This window comes from Cellulomonas sp. URHB0016 (assembly GCF_054057935.1).
The window spans coordinates 2,383,918-2,402,311 of the sequence record NZ_JBSRZU010000001.1; the positions used below are offsets into that span (position 1 = coordinate 2,383,918).

The 18,394-nt window shown below is 72.1% G+C and carries 18 protein-coding genes; 6 read left to right on the top strand and 12 right to left on the bottom strand.

Features of this window, described 5'->3' with window-relative positions; genetic code table 11:
* The first annotated feature begins 4 nt into the window (after nt 1–4).
* The gene (locus ACVW07_RS11050; protein ID WP_456819297.1) at nt 5–3,205 is read left to right on the top strand and encodes a beta-phosphoglucomutase family hydrolase; all 3,201 of its coding nucleotides are present in this window, start codon (nt 5–7) and stop codon (nt 3,203–3,205) included.
* A gap of 64 nt (nt 3,206–3,269) precedes the next feature.
* Here ACVW07_RS11050 and ACVW07_RS11055 read toward each other — a convergent pair whose 3' ends face one another.
* Nucleotides 3,270–4,184, bottom strand: a complete 915-nt coding sequence (locus ACVW07_RS11055) for a zinc-binding dehydrogenase (protein WP_456819298.1) — start codon at nt 4,182–4,184, stop codon at nt 3,270–3,272.
* Between the two features lie 116 nt (nt 4,185–4,300).
* On the opposite strand from ACVW07_RS11055, the gene ACVW07_RS11060 reads away from it, so the two are divergent.
* The 3 genes from ACVW07_RS11060 to ACVW07_RS11070 all read left to right on the top strand — a co-directional run bounded on the left by ACVW07_RS11060 (nt 4,301) and on the right by ACVW07_RS11070 (nt 5,840).
* On the top strand, nt 4,301–4,687 hold the full coding sequence (locus tag ACVW07_RS11060) for a winged helix-turn-helix transcriptional regulator (RefSeq protein WP_456819299.1): 387 nt from the start codon (nt 4,301–4,303) through the stop codon (nt 4,685–4,687).
* A 107-nt stretch (nt 4,688–4,794) separates the two neighbouring features.
* Entirely contained in the window at nt 4,795–5,280 is a 486-nt protein-coding gene (locus ACVW07_RS11065) for a hypothetical protein (RefSeq protein WP_456819300.1), read from the top strand.
* A 128-nt stretch (nt 5,281–5,408) separates the two neighbouring features.
* Complete coding sequence (locus tag ACVW07_RS11070) at nt 5,409–5,840, top strand: helix-turn-helix domain-containing protein (protein ID WP_456819301.1); 432 nt, start codon at nt 5,409–5,411, stop codon at nt 5,838–5,840.
* A gap of 181 nt (nt 5,841–6,021) precedes the next feature.
* Here the strand turns inward: ACVW07_RS11070 and ACVW07_RS11075 are convergent, their stop codons facing one another.
* From ACVW07_RS11075 to ACVW07_RS11105, 7 genes are all read right to left on the bottom strand, one after another.
* On the bottom strand, nt 6,022–6,648 hold the full coding sequence (locus ACVW07_RS11075; RefSeq protein WP_456819302.1) for a ClpP family protease: 627 nt from the start codon (nt 6,646–6,648) through the stop codon (nt 6,022–6,024).
* A gap of 44 nt (nt 6,649–6,692) precedes the next feature.
* Complete coding sequence (locus tag ACVW07_RS11080) at nt 6,693–7,310, bottom strand: ClpP family protease (protein ID WP_456819303.1); 618 nt, start codon at nt 7,308–7,310, stop codon at nt 6,693–6,695.
* Nucleotides 7,311–7,550: 240 nt separating this feature from the next.
* Nucleotides 7,551–8,000, bottom strand: a complete 450-nt coding sequence (rplI, locus tag ACVW07_RS11085; protein ID WP_456819304.1) for a 50S ribosomal protein L9 — start codon at nt 7,998–8,000, stop codon at nt 7,551–7,553.
* 14 nt (nt 8,001–8,014) lie between these two features.
* Nucleotides 8,015–8,251: a 30S ribosomal protein S18 gene (gene rpsR / locus ACVW07_RS11090; protein ID WP_028045854.1), complete on the bottom strand. Its 237-nt coding sequence runs from the start codon at nt 8,249–8,251 to the stop codon at nt 8,015–8,017.
* Between the two features lie 77 nt (nt 8,252–8,328).
* The gene (locus ACVW07_RS11095) at nt 8,329–8,841 is read right to left on the bottom strand and encodes a single-stranded DNA-binding protein (RefSeq protein ID WP_456819305.1); all 513 of its coding nucleotides are present in this window, start codon (nt 8,839–8,841) and stop codon (nt 8,329–8,331) included.
* Between the two features lie 81 nt (nt 8,842–8,922).
* Nucleotides 8,923–9,216, bottom strand: a complete 294-nt coding sequence (gene rpsF / locus ACVW07_RS11100; RefSeq protein WP_456819306.1) for a 30S ribosomal protein S6 — start codon at nt 9,214–9,216, stop codon at nt 8,923–8,925.
* A 209-nt stretch (nt 9,217–9,425) separates the two neighbouring features.
* The gene (locus ACVW07_RS11105) at nt 9,426–11,915 is read right to left on the bottom strand and encodes a transglycosylase domain-containing protein (protein WP_456819307.1); all 2,490 of its coding nucleotides are present in this window, start codon (nt 11,913–11,915) and stop codon (nt 9,426–9,428) included.
* 332 nt (nt 11,916–12,247) lie between these two features.
* On the opposite strand from ACVW07_RS11105, the gene ACVW07_RS11110 reads away from it, so the two are divergent.
* Entirely contained in the window at nt 12,248–12,910 is a 663-nt protein-coding gene (locus ACVW07_RS11110) for a PadR family transcriptional regulator (RefSeq protein ID WP_456819308.1), read from the top strand.
* Nucleotides 12,907–13,998: an inositol-3-phosphate synthase gene (locus ACVW07_RS11115; RefSeq protein WP_456819309.1), complete on the top strand. Its 1,092-nt coding sequence runs from the start codon at nt 12,907–12,909 to the stop codon at nt 13,996–13,998. Before ACVW07_RS11110 ends, ACVW07_RS11115 begins: the two co-directional genes overlap by 4 nt.
* A 115-nt stretch (nt 13,999–14,113) precedes the next feature.
* Here the strand turns inward: ACVW07_RS11115 and ACVW07_RS11120 are convergent, their stop codons facing one another.
* From ACVW07_RS11120 to ACVW07_RS11135, 4 genes are all read right to left on the bottom strand, one after another.
* A complete protein-coding gene (locus ACVW07_RS11120; RefSeq protein ID WP_456819310.1) occupies nt 14,114–15,580 on the bottom strand; it encodes a hypothetical protein in 1,467 nt (488 codons plus the stop codon).
* A complete protein-coding gene (locus ACVW07_RS11125) occupies nt 15,573–16,118 on the bottom strand; it encodes an RNA polymerase sigma factor (RefSeq protein ID WP_456819311.1) in 546 nt (181 codons plus the stop codon). The genes ACVW07_RS11120 and ACVW07_RS11125 overlap by 8 nt, the downstream gene beginning before the upstream one ends.
* 194 nt (nt 16,119–16,312) lie before the next feature.
* On the bottom strand, nt 16,313–17,755 hold the full coding sequence (locus ACVW07_RS11130) for a hypothetical protein (RefSeq protein ID WP_456819312.1): 1,443 nt from the start codon (nt 17,753–17,755) through the stop codon (nt 16,313–16,315).
* The gene (locus tag ACVW07_RS11135) at nt 17,745–18,296 is read right to left on the bottom strand and encodes a sigma-70 family RNA polymerase sigma factor (protein ID WP_456819313.1); all 552 of its coding nucleotides are present in this window, start codon (nt 18,294–18,296) and stop codon (nt 17,745–17,747) included. Before ACVW07_RS11135 ends, ACVW07_RS11130 begins: the two co-directional genes overlap by 11 nt.
* Nucleotides 18,297–18,394 lie beyond the last annotated feature (98 nt).

Here is an 18,394-nt window from a genome sequence, read left to right on the forward strand (position 1 = left end):
CGCCATGCCCTCGCCGGTCTCGCTTCGTGACTTCGACGCGGTCCTCTTCGACCTCGACGGCGTCCTGACCACGACCCGCACCGTCCACGCCGCCGCCTGGAAGCGGATGTTCGACGAGTTCCTCGCCGAGTGGGATGCGGCCCACGGGACAGACCTGCCCGAGTTCGACGAGCGGTCCGACTACGCGTCCGCCGTCGACGGCAAGCCCCGTGAGATCGGCGTACGCGACTTCCTGGCGTCCCGCGGGATCACGCTGCCGCCCGGGAAGCCCGACGCGCCGCCGGAGGAGCTGTCGGAGTGGGGCCTCGGCAACCGCAAGCAGATCCTCGTCGAGGACGAGATCGCCAGGAACGGGGTCGAGGCGTTCCCCGGGTCGGTGGCGTGGGTCCGCGAGCTGCGCGAGGCGGGCCTGCGGACCGCCGTCGTGTCGAGCAGCCGCAACTGTGCGGCCGTGCTCGAGGCGGCCGGGATCGCGAACCTGTTCGACGCGCGGGTCGACGGGGAGACGGCGCTCGAGCTGGGGCTGCCCGGCAAACCCGCCCCGGACGGCTTCCTGGAGGGTGCCCGGCGCGTCGGGGTGACGCCCGAGCGCGCCGTGGTCGTGGAGGACGCGCTCGCCGGCGTCGCGGCAGGCCGGGCCGGGGCCTTCGGGCTCGTCATCGGCGTCAACCGGGAGAGCCACACCGCGGAGCTGCTGGCGAACGGCGCCGACATCGTCGTCGACGACCTCGGCGAGCTGCTCGCCGCGACCGATGACGCGGTGCACCGCAGCGGGCCACGCCGCCACCACCTGATGGCCGCGGCACGCCGCATCGTCGCCGCGTCCGGCGACTACCCGGCCGACCCGTGGCGGCTCGTCGAGCGGTCGTACAACCCGGCGTTCGTCGAGCAGACCGAGACGCTGTTCGCCCTGTCCAACGGGTACCTGGGCATCCGCGGGTCGTTCGAGGAGGGCACGCCGTCGTTCACGCCCGGCACCCTGCTCAACGGGTTCCACGAGACGTGGCCGATCGTCTACCCGGAGGCCGCGTTCGGCTTCGCGACGACGGGCCAGACCATCCTGCCGGTGCCCGACGGCACGACGATCCGCCTGCTGGTCGACGACGACCCGGTCACCTGCGAGACGTCGGAGGTCGACGAGTTCGAGCGGGCCCTGGACATGCGACGCGGGACGCTGACCCGCACGGTCGTGTACCAGGTGCGGGACGGGAGGCGGTTCCGGGTCCGCACGGAGCGGGTCGTGTCGCTCGCCCGCCGCCACCTCGCGCTCCTGCGGTACGAGGTGACGGCGCTCGACGCACCGGGCCGGCTGCTCATCGCGTCCGAGCTGGTGACCCCCGCTGCCCCGGACCCGGCCGAGGCGGTCGCGCTGGACCCGCGGCAGAGCCGCACGCTGAACCACGGAGGGCTCGAGCCCGACATGGAGCAGGTCGACGGCATGCGCGTGGTGCGGACCTACCAGACGCACAGCAGCGGGCTGGCCGTCGCGGCCGGCATGGACCACGAGGTGGACGCCCCCGCCGTCGCGCACGTCCGCACCACCCTGGACGCGGCGCGCGCGCACGTCGTCGTCGAGGTCGACGCGCAGGTCGGTGTCCCGGTGGGACTGACGAAGTGGCTCGCCTACCACTACGGCGCGGAGGACTGCGCGGAGCTGGCCGACCGGGCCGGGCTCACGCTGCACCAGGCACGGGCGTCCGGGCGGGACGTCGTCGTCGCGGAGCACGAGCGCGAGGTCGCCGACTTCTGGGCCCGGAGCGAGGTCGTCTGGGAGGGCGCGAGCGCCGCGCAGCAGGCCCTGCACCTCAGCCAGTTCGCGCTGCTGCAGGCGTCGTGGCGCAGCGAGGGCCACGGGGTCCCCTCGAAGGGCCTGACCGGCACCGGCTACGAGGGCCACTACTTCTGGGACACCGAGGCGTACGTGCTCCCGTTCCTCATCCACACGGCGCCCGACGTGGCACGCAGCCAGCTCATGCACCGCGTGCGGATGCTCCCCGACGCCCGCCGCCGGGCCGCCGAGGTGGGCTGCTCGGGGGCGCTGTTCCCGTGGCGCACCATCAACGGCCAGGAGGCGTCGGCGTACTACGCGGCCGGGACTGCGCAGTACCACATCAACGCCGACATCGCGTACGCGCTCGAGCAGTACGTCGAGGTCACCGGCGACACCGAGCTCCTGTTCAAGCACGGTGCGGAGCTGCTCGTCGAGACGGCCCGGATGTGGGCGGACCTCGGGTTCTTCTCGGACCGGCTCGACGGCCAGTTCGTGATCCACAAGGTCACCGGCCCCGACGAGTACTCGACCGTCGTGGACAACAACCTCTACACGAACGTCATGGCGGCCGAGAACCTGCAGGCGGCGGCGGACGCCGTGGCACGCCTGCGGGCGGAGTCGCCGGCGGACTTCCAGCGGCTCGTGCAGCGCGTCGGGCTCCGCGACGACGAGGAGGGCAGGTGGCGGCTCGCGGCGGAGCGGATCTTCGTGCCGTACGACGAGAAGGCCGGCGTGCACCTGCAGGACGAGAACTTCCTCGAGCTGCCCCTGTGGGACTTCGCGGGCACCCCCGAGGACCGCTACCCGCTGCTGCTCCACTACCACCCGCTCGTCATCTACCGGCACCAGGTCATCAAGCAGGCCGACGTGGTGCTGGCCACGGTGCTGCTGCCCGACCGGTTCACGCCCGAGGAGCGACGTCGCATCTTCGAGTACTACGACCCGCTGACCACCGGCGACTCGTCGCTCTCGGAGTGCATCCAGGCGATCGCCGCCGTCGACGTCGGCAAGTACCGGACCGCCGAGGAGTACCTCGTGGACGCCGTCGCCGTCGACGTCGCCGACACCGCCGGGAACCTGCGCGACGGCGTGCACGTCGCCTCCGCCGGTGGCACGTGGATGGCGCTGGTGCAGGGGTTCGCCGGCTACCGGTGGCACGGCACCCGCTTCGCGCCGATGCTCCCGACGCGCGGCCGCCGGCTGCGGTTCCCGCTGCGGATCCGCGGGTCGTCGCTCGAGGTGGACATCCAGCCGACCCAGGTCACGTACACGGTGCTCAGCGGCGGGCCGGTCTCCGCCTCCCACCACGGGGAGCCGTTCACCGTGTCACCCGGTTCGCCCGTGACGTTCACCGGTGTGTTCCACACCAGCGACGACGGCGCACCGGCCGGCGGTGAGCCGGTTCCCTCGGGCTCGTCGTCGCAGAGCTCCTGACGTCCGGGCGGCGGAGCCGCTGCCACCGCCCGGACGTCAGGACCGGTGCGCCCGACAGCCGTGGTCAGGGCACCAGCACGACGGCTCCGCGCAGCCCTCCGGCGGCGACCGCGCGGTACGCCTGTGCCGCCTCGGCGAGCGGGTAGGTCGCCGCGACCCTCGTGCTGAGCGACCCCGCCGCCGCGAGGTCGGCGAGCGCGGCGAGCTGCGCACCGTCGCCGACCACGTGCACCGTCTCGACCCGCACGCCGCGCTCGGCCTGCGGGGTGCCCGGCCCCGTGACGGCGACGAACGCGCCCCCGTCCCGCACGGCCGCGAGAGCCGGGGCGCCCACGACCGCGGTGTCGAGCACCGCGTCGAGCGGGCGTCCGGCGGCGAGCAGCGCGGCCGCCACGTCGTCGCCGGAGCGCACCGCCAGATGTGCCCCGGTCCGCTCGACGAAGTCCCGGTCCGCCTCGCGGCCGACGGCCACGACCTCGAGACCCCGCAGCCGCGCGAGCTCGAGCGCGAACCCGCCGACGCCACCTGCTCCGCCGGTGATCCCGAGCGTGCCGCTCGCGAGCCCGAGCAGGTCGAGCGCCTGCAGCGCGGTCAGCGCGTTGAGGCTCAGCGTGGCCGCCGGCACGGCGTCGAGCGTCGAGGGCCGGCGACCGACGGCGCGGGCGGGCAGGACGACGGTCGACGCGTGCGTGCCGACGAACGTGTCGAACCAGTCCGACAGGCCGAGCACGGCATCGCCCGGGGCGAGGTCGACGACGCCGGGCCCGACCTCGTCCACGATGCCGGCGACGCCCCAGCCCGTCGTGTACGGAGGGGTCCCGGGCAGGGCGCCTGCCAGGGTCCCGTCGTGCACCCAGGCGTCGACGGGATGGACGGGGGCGGCCTCGACGCGCACGCGGACCTCGCCGGGTCCGGGGCGGGCAGGGTCTCGCTCGACGAGCTCGGTGGCGCCGAACGCGGGGATGGTCAGGACGGTCATGGGTTCCTCCGTGGTGGTCTCGGTGGGGCAAACCCATCCTGAGCATTGCGGTCACTGTTGGGAAGTAGGTACCTTTTGGTGCCTAAGCAGTACTTCCGGTGCCCTAGGAGCCTCCGATGACGACCCTGGTGACCTCGCCGACGCCTGCGGCGTTCGACCCCTTCGACCCGCGCTGCCCCACCCGGCAGCTGCTCGACGAGCTCTCCGACAAGTGGGTGTGCCTCGTGCTCGTCGCCCTCGGGCCCGGTCCCCTGCGCCACGGTGAGCTGCGACGACGCATCCTCGGGGTCAGCCAGAAGATGCTCACCCAGACGCTCCGCGACCTCGAGCGGGACGGCATCGTCGAGCGCACCGTGACCGCGTCCGTGCCCGTGCGCGTCGACTACGAGCTCACACCGCTCGGCCGCTCGCTCATGCCCGTCGTCGAGGCCGTCAAGACGTGGGCGCAGGCGCACATGGAGGAGGTCGACGCCGCGCGCGAGCTGTACGACGCGCGCCCCTGAGCCGCGCTCCCGGCCGGGCGCCGGCGCCGGGTGAACCGCCGCCGCCGAACGGGGGGCGGCTCGCCGATCCGTACCGATCCGGGCCCGACCGGTGACACCGTGTCGCGATGGACCACCGGAGCGTGCTCGCCGCCGCCGCGTGTCTCGCCGCCCTGTCGGCGTGCACCCTCGTCGCGACGCCCCCGCACCAGGGGATCGCCGCGACCGAGATGCCGACCGGGTTGCAGGAGTGCAACCACATCTCCGTCCGGGGCGACCCGGGCCTCGGTGCCGGCTTCCACTACGACGACACCGCCCGCTACGCCTTCGGGGAGAGCGCGCGCCTCGTCGTGTGCGCCTTCCCCTGGGAGACCGGCTGGGAGCGGGACGGCGACATCCACGAGCTCACCGCGGACAACCCGGCCGTCATCATCACCCCCGTCGCGACGATCCCCCGGGACGGCATGGTCGAGCTCCGGATCACCGTCACCGGACCGGTGGGTGAGTCTCGGACCTCGATGGCGACCGCGGGAGCCGGCTGGACCGGGCCGGGCATCCTCTCCGACGACGACGAGTGGTGGTTCAGCTCGTGGGGGGACGACGCCTCGGAGTGAGACGGACCCGACGGGCGGCGCGGCGACGACGAGCACCGGTGTCCGCTGTCGGCAGAAGGCCTCCCCCGCTGGACGGGCCTGCGCCCGCGCTAGCGTGGCGGACAGGTGCACGCAGACCGGAGGCGACCATGACGCAGCTCGTCCGCACGCCGCGCCGCCCGGGGCAGGCGGTCCAGGCGGTGGAGCCGCTGATGCGGCGGCTCGTCGGCGGCATCCTGCGCCGTCGGCGCGAGGAGCAGGGCCGCACGCTCCGGGACGTCGCCGAGTCCGCCCTCGTCTCCGTCGCGTACCTCTCCGAGGTGGAGCGCGGCCGCAAGGAGGCGTCGTCGGAGGTGCTCGTCGCGGTGTGCCGGGCGCTCGGCATGCGGCTCGTCGACCTCGTCGGTGCCGCGCACACCGAGCTCGCGCAGGCCGAGGGGCGGGTCGTCGTCGACCTCACGGCACGGACGCGTGACGACCTCGTCGTGCTCGCGTCGACCCCGGACCGCGAGCGCACCACCGGGCGCGACCGGTCAGGCACCGCCGATCCCGCCGGCCAGGTCCTGCTCCTCGCCGCCTGACCAGCTCCCGTCCCGCGAGCGGGCCAGCAGGTCGTCCGGTCCCGCGACCCGCAGGCAGGGCCCGGTCCCCGCAGCCCGGCCGGCAGGGTCGGTGTGTCCGCGCAGCCCGGCCGGCAGGGTCGGTGTGTCCGCGCAGCCCGGCAGGCGGGGTCGGTGTGTCGGCGCGCCCGCCCACCTGTGGTCAGCCCGGCACCGGCAGCCCCTTGAGCGTCGTCACCACCCGGTCAGCGAGCCCGTAGTCGACGGCCTGCTGCGCCGTGAGGATCAGGTCTCGGCCGGTGTCCGCCCGCAGCTTCTCGACCGTCTGGCCCGTGTGCCGGGACAGCACCTCCTCGACCTGCGACCGCAGCCGCAGGATCTCCGCCGCCTGGATCTCCAGGTCGGCGGCCGTCCCCTCGGCGCCACCGGACGGCTGGTGCAGCAGCACCCGCGCGTGCTCGAGCACGTGCCGGCTGCCGGGCGTCCCGGCCGCGAGCAGCACCGCCGCGGCCGACGCCGCCTGGCCCAGGCAGAACGTCGCCACGTCGGGCTTCACGTACTGCATGGTGTCGTAGACCGCGAGCAGCGCCGTGATCGAACCGCCCGGCGAGTTGATGTACACGTGGATGGGCAGGTCGGCGCTCTCCGACTGAAGGTGCAGCAGCTGCGCGATGACCACGTTGGCGACGCCGTCGTCGATCTCCGTGCCGAGGAACACGATCCGGTCGGACAGCAGCCGGGAGAACACGTCGGACGCCCGCTCCCCCGTCGGCCGCTGCTCCACGACGTAGGGAATCGAGTACTGCCCGACCATCGTTGCCGCGCCCATCAGAGGCTCGCCCATCACAGGCCCGCCCATCACAGGCCCGCCCATCACAGGCCCGCCCGTCGGGTCGCGTCGGGCCGCACGTCGTCGAGCTGGTCGACGACCCGGTCGACGAACCCGTACTCCCGCGCCTCGTCGGCGGTGAACCACCGGTCCCGGTCGGAGTCGCGCTCGATGGTCTCGACGCTCTGCCCGGTGTGCTCGGCGATCAGCGCCTGCATCGTGCGCTTCACGTGCGCCATGTTCTGCGCCTGGATGGCGATGTCGATCGCCGTGCCGCCGATGCCGCCCGACGGCTGGTGCATGAGCACGCGGGCGTGCCGCAGCGCGAACCGCTTGCCGGGCGTCCCCCCGCTGAGCAGGAACTGCGCCGCCGACGCGGCCAGCCCCATCGCGAGCGTCGCGACGTCGTTCGGGATCAGCCGCATGGTGTCGTACATCGCGAGCGCCGCGCTCACGGAGCCGCCGGGTGAGTTGATGTAGAGGGCGATGTCCCGGCGCGGGTCCTCGGCGGACAGCAGCAGGAGCTGCGCGCACACCGGGTTCGCGAGCGCGTCGTCCACCTCCTGCCCCAGCACGACGATCCGTTGGTGCAGCAGGCGGGTGGACAGGTCGTCGTCGAACGGTCTGGTGCTGGGTGGTGCCGCGGTGCGGGCGGTGATCATGGTGGCCTCCGTCGGGTGCTCGTGCTGATGCGCCCGACGCTGCCACCGCCCACCGCGCCTCGACCCCGCCGTCTGCCGTGCGCAGATCCGCCGACAGCAGACGCTCCCGCTGACGCCCGGCGGGAGCCGCACCACCGCACGGCGACGCCGGACGGGCCCGTCGACGTCACCGGCCCGGGGACGACGGAGGCCCCGCACCGGCGAACCGGTGCGGGGCCTCCGCGGTGCATGTGCCTGACGTCAGGCGGCGACGACCTTGACGGTCACCGTCGCGGCGACGTCCGCGTGGAGGCGGACGGACACCTGGTACTCGCCCAGGGCCTTGATCGGCTGACCGATCTCGACCTTGCGCTTGTCGATCTGCGGGGCGCCCGACGCCTTGACCGCCGCGGCGATCTCAGCGGTCGTGACGGCACCGAACAGACGACCGGCGTCACCGGCCTTCGCCGTGACGACGACCGGCTTCGACTGCAGCGAGTCGCGGATGGCCTTCGCGTCGTCGAGCGTGGCGACCTCACGGGCCTTGCGGGCCTTGCGGATCGCGGTGACGTCCTTCTCGGCACCCTTGGACCACGGCGTGGCCAGGCTGCGCGGGATGAGGAAGTTCCGGGCGTACCCGTCCTTCACCTCGACGACGTCACCCGGGGCACCGAGTCCGGTGACCTCGTGGGTCAGGATGATCTTGCTCATGAGGTTCTCCTTCCTCAGCGAGCCGACGACGAGTACGGCAGAAGTGCCATCTCGCGGGCGTTCTTGACGGCACGGGCGATTGCGCGCTGCTCCTGCGTGGACACACCGGTCACCCGGCGAGCGCGGATCTTCCCACGGTCGCTGATGAACTTGCGCAGGAGCGCAGTGTCCTTGTAGTCGACAACGTCGATCTTCGCTGCCTTGAGCGGGTTGAGCTTCTTCTTGGGCTTACGGACCACGGCCTTGGCCATCGTGGTGCTCCTTGTCTGCTGGAGCCCCGGGCGTTGCCATGCCCGGGGATGGATGTCTGGAGTTGTCGATCAGACGATCAGAACGGGGGCTCGTCGGAGTAGCCGCCGGCACCACCCGCGGGCGTCGCCCACGGGTCGTCCTGCTGGCCGCCACCGCTGTTGCCGCCACCGCCGCTGTATCCGCCACCACCACCGCCGCCGCCGAAGCCGCCACCACCACCCGAGCGCTGGGCCCGGGTGACCTTGGCGGTGGCATACCGCAGCGACGGGCCGACCTCGTCGACCTGGAGCTCGTACACGGTGCGCTTCTCACCCTCGCGGGTCTCGTAGGAGCGCTGCACGAGCCGACCGGTCACGATGACGCGGGTGCCCTTGGTGAGGGACTCGGCGACCGACTCGGCCGCCTCCCGCCAGATCGAGCAGCGGAGGAACAGCGTGTCGCCGTCCTTCCACTCGTTGCTCTGGCGGTCGAACGTGCGGGGAGTCGACGCCACGGTGAAGTTGGCCACCGCTGCCCCTGACGGGGTGAAGCGGAGCTCGGGGTCCCCCGTGAGGTTCCCGATCACCGTGATGGTGGTCTCACCGCTCATGCCAGCTCCTCGTTCGTTCGGTGCGTGCGGATGCTCGTCTGATCAAGTTCGTGCGGCACGCTACGCGGACGCACTGACACGTCACGCGTCGGCGCGCAGCACCTTCGTCCGCAGCACGACCTCGTTGAGGCCGAGCTGACGGTCGAGCTCCTTGGCGGTCGCGGGCGTCGCGGTGAAGTCCACGACGGCGTAGATGCCCTCGGACTTCTTCTGGATGTCGTACGACAGACGACGGCGGCCCCAGATGTCGACCTTGTCGACGGTGCCACCGTCGGTCTTGACGACCGACAGGTACTTGTCGAGCGACGGAGCGACGGTGCGCTCCTCGATCTCGGGATCGAGGATGATCATGATCTCGTACTGACGCAGGCTCATACCCACCTCCTCTGGTCTCAGCGGTCACGGTCGTTCCGTGACAGGAGGGTTCTCGTGCGTCGCTGCTCACCGACCGGGACGATGCCCGGGCGGCCCCGCGAACGCCGCCGATCTGCGGCGGACGTGCGCGAGCACAGCAAAGACGCAGCCTACCGGCTCGCCGTCGAGCCCCGAAATCGGGCTGTGGACGGCGAGCCGGTGGCCGGTCGTCAGGGGTTCGCCGGCGCCTCGGTCGGCGTCGGGGTCGGGGGCGGGTCGGCCGGCGGCGGCTGGGTCTGCTGCGGCTTCGGACCGGTGGACACGACGATGGTCACGGAGCTCCCCGCCGGGACCTGCGCGCCCACCTTGGGGTCCGCCCGGATGACGCGTCCGGCGCTCACGCTGTCCGACGGCTCCGTCACCACGCTCGCCGAGAGACCCTGGCCGACGAGCACCGCGGTGGCGTCCGCCTCGAGCTTGCCGTCGACGTTGGGCACCGCGACCGTCTGCGGCGCCTGCTGGGTGGCCTCCTCCACGGGCTCCTCGGTCGCCGTCTCCTCCGGCACGGCCGTCGACGTCGCCCCACCCTTGTTGACGTTCGCCCGCGGCGGGAACTCGACCACCTGGGAGTACTGCGGGAGCGTGAACGCCTGCTTCATGTACGTCGCCCAGACGAACGCCGGCCACGTCGCACCGGTGATCTCCTTGATCGCACGTCCGCGCTTGTCCTTGCCGAACGCCTCGATGGACTCCTGCGACGTGCCGTCGGGGCCGTACTGGAAGAGCGAGACCTCCGTGGCGATGTTCGGCGTGAACCCCACGAACCAGGCGGCCTTGTTGAGGCTGGTCGTGCCGGTCTTGCCCGCGATCGGACGGCCCAGCGGCTTGATCCAGTCGTGACCGGTGCCCTTGTCGTCCTCGACCACCTGCTGCATGGCGTAGGTGGTGTCCGCGATGACGTCGGCCTCGAAGACCTTCGTCCCCGTGGTGTCGGCCTGGTACGCCGTGCTGTCGTCGGAGTTGGCGACCGAGGCGACGATGTGCGGGGGGATGCGGGTGCCGCCGCTGGCGATGGTCGCGTAGGCGCTCACCATGTCGAGGGCCTTCGCGTCCGTGGTCCCGAGCACGTTGGACGGGACGTTCGGCACCGTGGTCCTGACGATGCCGGCCCTCGTCGCGACGTCGACCGTCTTGTCCGCTCCGATCTCCAGGTTGAGCTGGGCGTACACCGTGTTCACAGACTCGGCCGTGGCGTCCACGAGGTCGATGTCGCCGAACTGCTCGCCCTTGCCTGCCCCGAAGTTGCGCACGGTCGCGTTGGGGTCCGCAGGGTCCCAGCCCTTGAGCTTCTGCGGCGACGCACCGTTGTAGTGCTTGCTGAGGGGGATGCCGCTCTCGAGCGCGCCGATGAGGGTGAACGGCTTGAAGGTCGAGCCCGGCTGGATGTTGTCGTACGTCGCGTGGTTCGTCTGGTCGGCCTCGTCGTTGGGGCCGCCGTAGAGCGCCACGATCCCGCCCGTCTTCGGGTCCACCGAGCTGATCGTGACCTTCGTCCGCGCGTTCGGCACCGCGCCGTCCTGGCCCTCCAGGCTGCCGGCGCTGAAGCCCGCGCCGGCCGCGACCGCCTGGTCCTGGAGCGGCTTCTGGATGGTGGTGACGACCTTGTAGCCCCGCCGGTCGATCTCCTCGTCCTTGAGGCTCAGCGGCGGCTTCTGGAGCTCGTTGCGCACCATCTGGAGGAGCAGACCCTGCGGGCCCACCATGGCATTGGGCCGCTGGTACGGCACCCACGTGTCCGGGAACTTCTGCGCGGCCCGGTCGGCCGGCGAGATGGCGCCGATCTCCTCCATGGAGTCCATGACGATGGTCCAGCGCGCGGTCGACTTCTCGAGGCTCTTCTCCGGGTCCCAGTTGTTGGGCGACGGGATGATGCCGGCGAGCATCGCGGCCTCGGACACGGTCAGGTCCTTGGCGTCCTTCTTGAAGTACGCCTGGGCCGCGGCCTGGATGCCGTACGCGTCACGGCCCCAGTAGATGGTGTTGAGGTAGCCCTCGAGGATGGCGGTCTTGTCCATGCTCTGGGTGACCTTGACCGCGAGGATCGCTTCCTTCGCCTTGCCCACGTAGTCCGTCGTCGTCTTGTCGACGTAGTAGCGCTCGACGAACTGCTGCGTCAGGGTCGACCCGCCCTGCGCCCGGGCGTTGGAGCTCTTGTGCACGTTGTACCAGAACGCGCGGGCCATGCCCTTGAGGTCGACACCGGTGTTGTCGAAGAACGTCCGGTCCTCGGCCGCCACGACGGCGTCGCCGACGTACTTCGGCAGCGAGGCGTAGGGGACGATCTGGCGGTTCTGCACCGAGAACGTGCCCATGACGTCCTGGGTGCCGTCCGGGTTCGGTGCGTAGTAGACGGTCGTCGTCTGCGACTTGACGTCATCGCCGATGTCCGTCGGCACCTTCACGGACGCGTACGCGGCGACGGCCGCACCCGCCCCGAGGAAGAACATCCCGATGAGCACGCCGACCGAGACGCGCCACGACGGCAGCCAGCGGTGCAGGCCGTGGTAGCCGGAGCGCGGGTAGTCGAAGAACCGGCGCTTGGGGCCCGCAGCGGCTGCGGCGCCCGTGCCGGCCGAGCCGGGGGTCGCCGACGAGGGGCGGTTGCGCGTGCTCCGTCGTGAACGGGCCGGTGCTGCCCGTCTCGGGTGAGTGCCTGCCAACGCGATGCCTTCCTGACGACGATCCGGCCGCGACGGGGGCCCGTGAATCTGGGCAAGCGTCCGCCGCCTGCCCAGTATGGGGGTGTGGCCTGTTCGTGCATCGGCGCACGGAGGGGCAACGGGGACAGCCTTCACACGATCGCCACGGAGCGTGCGGGGAGCGTCCGCGTTCGGCGCGGACGACGTGGCGGCCGTCACGTCGTCCATGCCGTGACGCACGGGTGGCCAGGGGGCGACGAGGGGGCGACTTGTGGTGCGACGCCGCCACGACATAGTCTCCAGATGTATCGAGTTGATACATCGAGACCAGGACCATTCGAGGAGGTGCCCCCGTGCGCGGTCGTTCCGACGTGCTCGAGCCGGCGATCCTCGGACTCCTGCACGAGTCCCCGATGCACGGCTACGAGCTCCGCAAGCGCCTGAACCTGGTGCTCGGCTCGTTCCGCGCACTGTCCTACGGCTCGCTGTACCCGTGCCTGAAGTCGCTCGTCGACCGCGGGTGGATCGCCGGCACCGCTGCCGACCCCGCCCACCCCGCGGCTCACACGGTGACGAGCAAGCGTGCACGCATCGTCTACCAGCTGACGGCCGACGGCAAGGAGCACCTCCAGCAGGTGCTGGCGTCGTCCGGCCCGTCCACCTGGGAAGATGAGAACTTCGACGTCCGGTTCGCCTTCTTCGCGCAGACCGACGCCGAGACCAGGCTCCGGATCCTCGAGGGTCGGCGCACGCGCCTGACCGAGCGGCTCGAGACCGTCCGACTCTCCTTCGCCCGCACCCGCGAGCGCATGGACGAGTACACCCTCGAGCTCCAGCGCCACGGCCTCGAACAGGTCGAGCGCGAGGTCCGTTGGCTCGACGGGCTGATCGACAACGAGCGCGGCGTCCGCCGCGCACGTCCCGCTGGCACCGGCCATCCGGCCGTTGTCGACTCCACCGCTGCCGCGACCGACCCTGTCGACGCGGCGCGCACCACCGAGAAGGAGCGAGGATGACCTCCATCCGCGTCGCCATCGTCGGCGTCGGCAACTGCGCCGCGTCGCTGGTCCAGGGCGTGCACTACTACGCCGATGCCGACCCGAGCGGGACCGTGCCCGGTCTCATGCACGTGCAGTTCGGTGACTACCACGTGCGTGACATCGAGTTCGTCGCCGCGTTCGACGTGGACGCCAAGAAGGTCGGCTTCGACCTCTCGGAGGCGATCCTCGCCTCGGAGAACAACACCATCAAGATCGCCGACGTCCCGCCGCTCGGTGTGACCGTGCAGCGCGGCCACACGCTCGACGGCCTCGGCAAGTACTACACGCAGACCATCGAGGAGTCGGACGCCGAGCCGGTCGACATCGTCGCCGCCCTGCGCGAGGCCCGTGTCGACGTCCTCATCTGCTACCTGCCCGTCGGGTCGGAGGACGCCGCGAAGTACTACGCGCAGGCCGCCATCGACGCGAACGTCGCGTTCGTCAACGCGCTCCCCGTCTTCATCGCGTCCGACCCCGAGTGGGCCGCGAAGTTCGAGGCCGCGGGCGTCCCGATCGTCGGCGACGACATCAAGTCGCAGGTCGGCGCGACCATCACGCACCGCGTGCTCGCGAAGCTCTTCGAGGACCGCGGCGTGGTGCTGGACCGCACGTACCAGCTGAACGTCGGCGGCAACATGGACTTCAAGAACATGCTCGAGCGCGAGCGCCTGGAGTCCAAGAAGCTCTCCAAGACGCAGGCCGTCACCTCCAACCTCACCGGCCCGCTCGGTGGCAAGAAGGAGGACCGCAACGTCCACATCGGCCCGTCGGACTACGTGGCGTGGCTCGACGACCGCAAGTGGGCGTACGTCCGCCTCGAGGGCCGCGCGTTCGGCGAGGTGCCCCTGAACCTCGAGTACAAGCTCGAGGTCTGGGACTCCCCCAACTCGGCCGGCATCATCATCGACGCCCTGCGCGCCGCGAAGATCGCCAAGGACCGCGGCATCGGTGGCCCGATCCTGTCGGCCTCGACCTACTTCATGAAGTCCCCGCCGGTCCAGATGGAGGACACGGCGGGCCGGGCCCAGCTCGAGTCCTTCATCCGCGGCGAGGTCGAGCGCTGATCCGCTGAGCCTCGAAGGGCCCGACGACTCCGGTCGTCGGGCCCTTCGGCTTTCCCGCGTGCTGCGCGCCCGCCGCCCGGCAGGAGCGCGGCGAGCGCGGATCAGGCGACGGTGGTCACCAGGTCACCGGCGTGTGGGCTCCGGCGACCGCCCACGTCCGCAGGCCCAGGAGCCACTTCGCGACGTCGGCCGTCGGGCCCACCTCGGGGGCGAGCACCATCGACGTGCCCGATGCCAGGTCGTGCACCGTGAGGTGAGCCTGGGACGCCGGGCCGCACGACGGTGCGGCTTCGACGTAGACGACGCTGCCGACCGCCACGTTGACGAACGCCGCGTCCCCCCCGCCCTCCAGGGGCACCACCGCGTGGCCGTCCCAGACGTCGACCCCTGCCTGGCACCTGTCGTCGCCACGGCCGGCCGTCGAGAAGGCGGCGCGCCCGTCACCGAGCGGCGCGCCGCTCCACGGGACGGGACTCGGCTCGTCGTCGGCGAAGCGCTTCAGCTCGGTCGCCCGTGGCACACCGCCCGCGAAGTCGACCCGGAACAGGGTCGAGCTCAGGTGCGGGACCGGGTCGCTGTCCTGCTGCGGGTCGGAGCACTCGACGAGCAGTGCGCCCGGCTCCAGCCAGCCGACGACCTCGCACGACTTCCCCGGCACGCCGAAGCCGAACGCCGTGTCGCCCCCGTGGACGACGTCGACGATCTGGAACTCGTCGGGCACGCCCTCGATGCCGGTGACCATCCAGTGTCCCGTCGGGTCGAGGAGGGTGCCGGTGAGGCGGATCGTGCCGACGGCGTCGACCGCTCCGTCGGCGGTCCGTCGGTAGAGGTCGGCCGCCGGTCCCTCGCCGATCGAGCTCGCCCACAGCTCGGCGCCGTCGGCGGTCATCCCCTGGTAGGACAGCTCGCCGTCGTCGGAGCCGGCGATGCCGACGTCCTCCGCGGTCATGGTGCCTGTGGTCAGATCGAGCACCGCCCGCGCGTCCCCGTCGCTGTCGTCGTCCATGCGGGACCTGCTGACGACGGCCGTCGTCGACCCTGCTTCCCAGTGGAGCAGGTGCACCTCCGTGTCGAGCGGGAGATCCACCACGCGGTAGCGGTCACCCGCCGGCGACACAAGGACGGCGGTGTGCTCCACGACGGGCAGGTCCTCGCCCTCGGGCGCAACCGGCTCCGGCTCGTAGACGGCCAGGACCCACCCCGGCCCGGTCCGGTCGAGCAGGCCGGGGGGCATCGCCTGGGTCGGCGGCAGGCCCGGGACCTCGTCGAGCACGACGGGCGCGGCGGTCGCGCTGGGAGTCGGTGCCGGCGACGACGGGCTGGTCGACGGGGTCGGCGTCGAGACGGTCGGGCTGACCGCGGGCGACGGCGTGTGCCGGGCCGCGTCAAGGCCGAACCAGGTCGCCGAGCCGAGGAGCGCCACGGCGGCGGTGACACCGCCCGCCTCGAGGGTGTGCCGCCGCGCGCGGCGCAACCGGACCCGGCGCCGGACCCGGTCGGCGACGGACGCGGTGGGCAGGTCGCCCAGCGAGGCGGAGCGCTCCGTGAGCGCGTCGTTCATGAGATCGGCGAGGTCACGCACCGTGCACACTCCTCTGCGGGGAGACGACCCGCACCGTGTAGTCGTTCACCGTCGCCTGCGTGCCCAGCAGGGCGTTCAGGGCACGGATGCCGTCCGCGGTGTACCGCTTGACGGCGCCCTCGCTCACACCCAGGAGCGCCGCGGTCTCCTGCACCGGGACGTCGTCCAGGTAGCGCAGCACCACGCAGGCACGCTGCCGAGGGCTGAGCTGCGCCAGCGCGGCCTCCAGCCGCTCGGCGACCGTGCCCGACTGCTGGACCGACACCAGCGGCGTCTGGCCGACCTGCTCCGCCAGGGCACGTTCGCGTCCGCGTCGCCGGGTGCCGTCGATGAACCGCGAGACGATGGCGCGCCGCACGTACTGCTCGGCCTCGGCGACGGTGGTGAACCGCGCGCGGCCCGAGAACGTCGAGATCAGCGCGTCCTGCACGACGTCCTCCGCGTCGGCCCGCGACGAGCACAGCAGCAACGCCCGCGCGACGAGCTGCGGATAGCGCTCCTGCACCACCTGTTCGAGCACAGGTTCCCAGCGACTCACGCGTACCTCCGGACTTCTCACGAGGCAAGGACGGTGCCTGTCGGAGAAGAACGACCGTCGACGCACCTCAGGTTGTGCGGGGGGCGCACCGATCTCGGCCCGGTCGTCAGGGTCTGCTGGGTGCGGGTCGACCGGTCGAGCTCAGGACACCCCCGCAGCGGCCGGTCCGTCGGCGGCCGGCCGCTCGACGCCGGTCACTCGGCGGGCACCCACGACCACAGGCCCGTGCTCCACGCCGGGACGTCCCCCGTGGGGGCAGGTGGCGGGGCGAGCACCGTCGACGCCCCCGAGGCGAGGTCGTGCACCGTCAGCGTGGTCGGCGTGAGCCCTCCGCAGGAGGGAGCAGACTCGACGTAGACGGAGCCGCCGACCGCGACGACGTTGACGGACCCGCCGTCCTGGAGCGGGGTGAGCGCTCGACCGTCCCAGATCGACACGCCCGCGTCGCACCCGTCGCCGGCCGGTTCCTTCATCACGAGCGCCACGCGGCCGTCCACGAGGGGCGCGGCGCCGTGGCCCCACACGTCGGGGTACGGCTCGTCGTCCGCGAAGCGCCTCAGCTCGGTGAGGTTCGCCGAGCCGTCAGCGATGTCGATCCGGGACAGTGACACGTCCCGGGGCCGGTCGGAGGGCCCGCCGCCACCGAGGTCGAGGTCGGCGCACACCGCGAGCAGCGCGTCGGTCCGGATCCAGCTGACCACCTGACACCGCTGCTCGGGCGCAACGACGTCGAGGTCGGTCCGGCCTCCGTTCACTACGTCGATGACGGCCAGGGTGGACAGCCCGTCGAAGTCGGTCGCCAGCCGCTGCCCTGTCGGGTCCAGGACGGCCCAGCTGCCCATGCCGCCCACCAGCTCGAGGGTCCCGTCGTCGGTGCGCCGGTACACGTCGGAGGTGTACGAGTCGGTGCTCGTGCCCGTCGACCACAGCTCTGCGCCGTCGGCGGTGACACCGTGGAAGAGCGGTCCGCCGTTGAAGTGGCCGAGGCCGAGGTCGGTCGGGGTGACCTCGCCGGTGGTGAGGTCGAGGACGGCACGCGCCTCCGCGCCCGAGCCGTAGTCACCGTCCCACCCGACGTAGAGGACGGCGGTCGTCGAGCCGGCGTGCCACCGGAGCAGGCTCAAGGACATGGACGTGGGGAGGTCGACGACCCGGTACCGGTCGCCGTCCGGGGAGACGAGGACGACGGTGTTGGTCTCGGACCCGGGCAGCTCCTGGAACTCGCCGGGCTGCGGAGCGGTCGACCGGTAGACGGTCAGCACCCATCCCGCCGTCGTCTGTTCGAGCAGTCCGGGCGGCATCGCCTGGGTGGGCGGCAGGCCGCGGATGTCGTCGAGGACCACGGGCCTGGCCGACGGTGTCGGGGTCCCGGTCGGGACCGGGGTGCTCACCGTCGGCGTCGGCGTGTGCGCCGGCACGGGTGTGGTGTGCCCGCGCAGGCCGTACCAGGACGCCCCGACGAGCACCACGGCCACGGCCCCGATCCCACCGGCCCGCAGCGTGTGCCGCACTGCCCGGGTCCGACGGACGCGCCGGACGGTGCCCGCGAGCGCCTCCGCGGTCGGCTGCAGCCCTGCCATCGACCGTTCACGGGACGACACGTCCGCGTGCATCAGGTCGGTCAGGTCACGCGTCACGACGTACCTCCTCGGTCCGGACCAGCACCACGGGTTCGCGGTCGGCGGTGGTGCTGCCGAGCGCGGAGTTGAGCGCGGCGACGCCGTCGGACACGTACCTCTTGACGGCGCCCTCGCTGAGACCCAGGACGGAGGCCGTCTCCCGCACGGACAGGTCGTCGAGGTGCCGCAGCACCACGCAGGCACGCTGCCGGGGACTGAGGGCGGCGAGGGCGACCTCCAGCTCGGTGGAGAGCCCGTCCTCACCAGGGCCGGCTTGGACCTGCTCGGGCACGACGCCCGCGACGGACCACGCGGACCGCTCGGTGCCTCGCCGGCGGGTGCGGTCCACGAACCGCGACACGATCGCGCGGCGGACGTACTGCTCGGCCTGCCCGATCGAGTCGAACCGCGCGCGGGCGACGAACGTGGACACCAGCGCCTCCTGGACCAGGTCCTCGGCGTCGGCCCGCGTACGGACCATCAGCATCGCCCGTGCGACGAGCACCGGGTAGCGCTCACGCGCCACCTGCTCGAGCATCGGCTCCCATCGTCGGACCACCCGACCTCCTCCCAGCACCCGTAGAACGCATCGGCGTCGGGAACGGTTGGGGTGAGACGGCGCGGATGTCGAGGGCATCACGGTGATCCCGGCAGCGG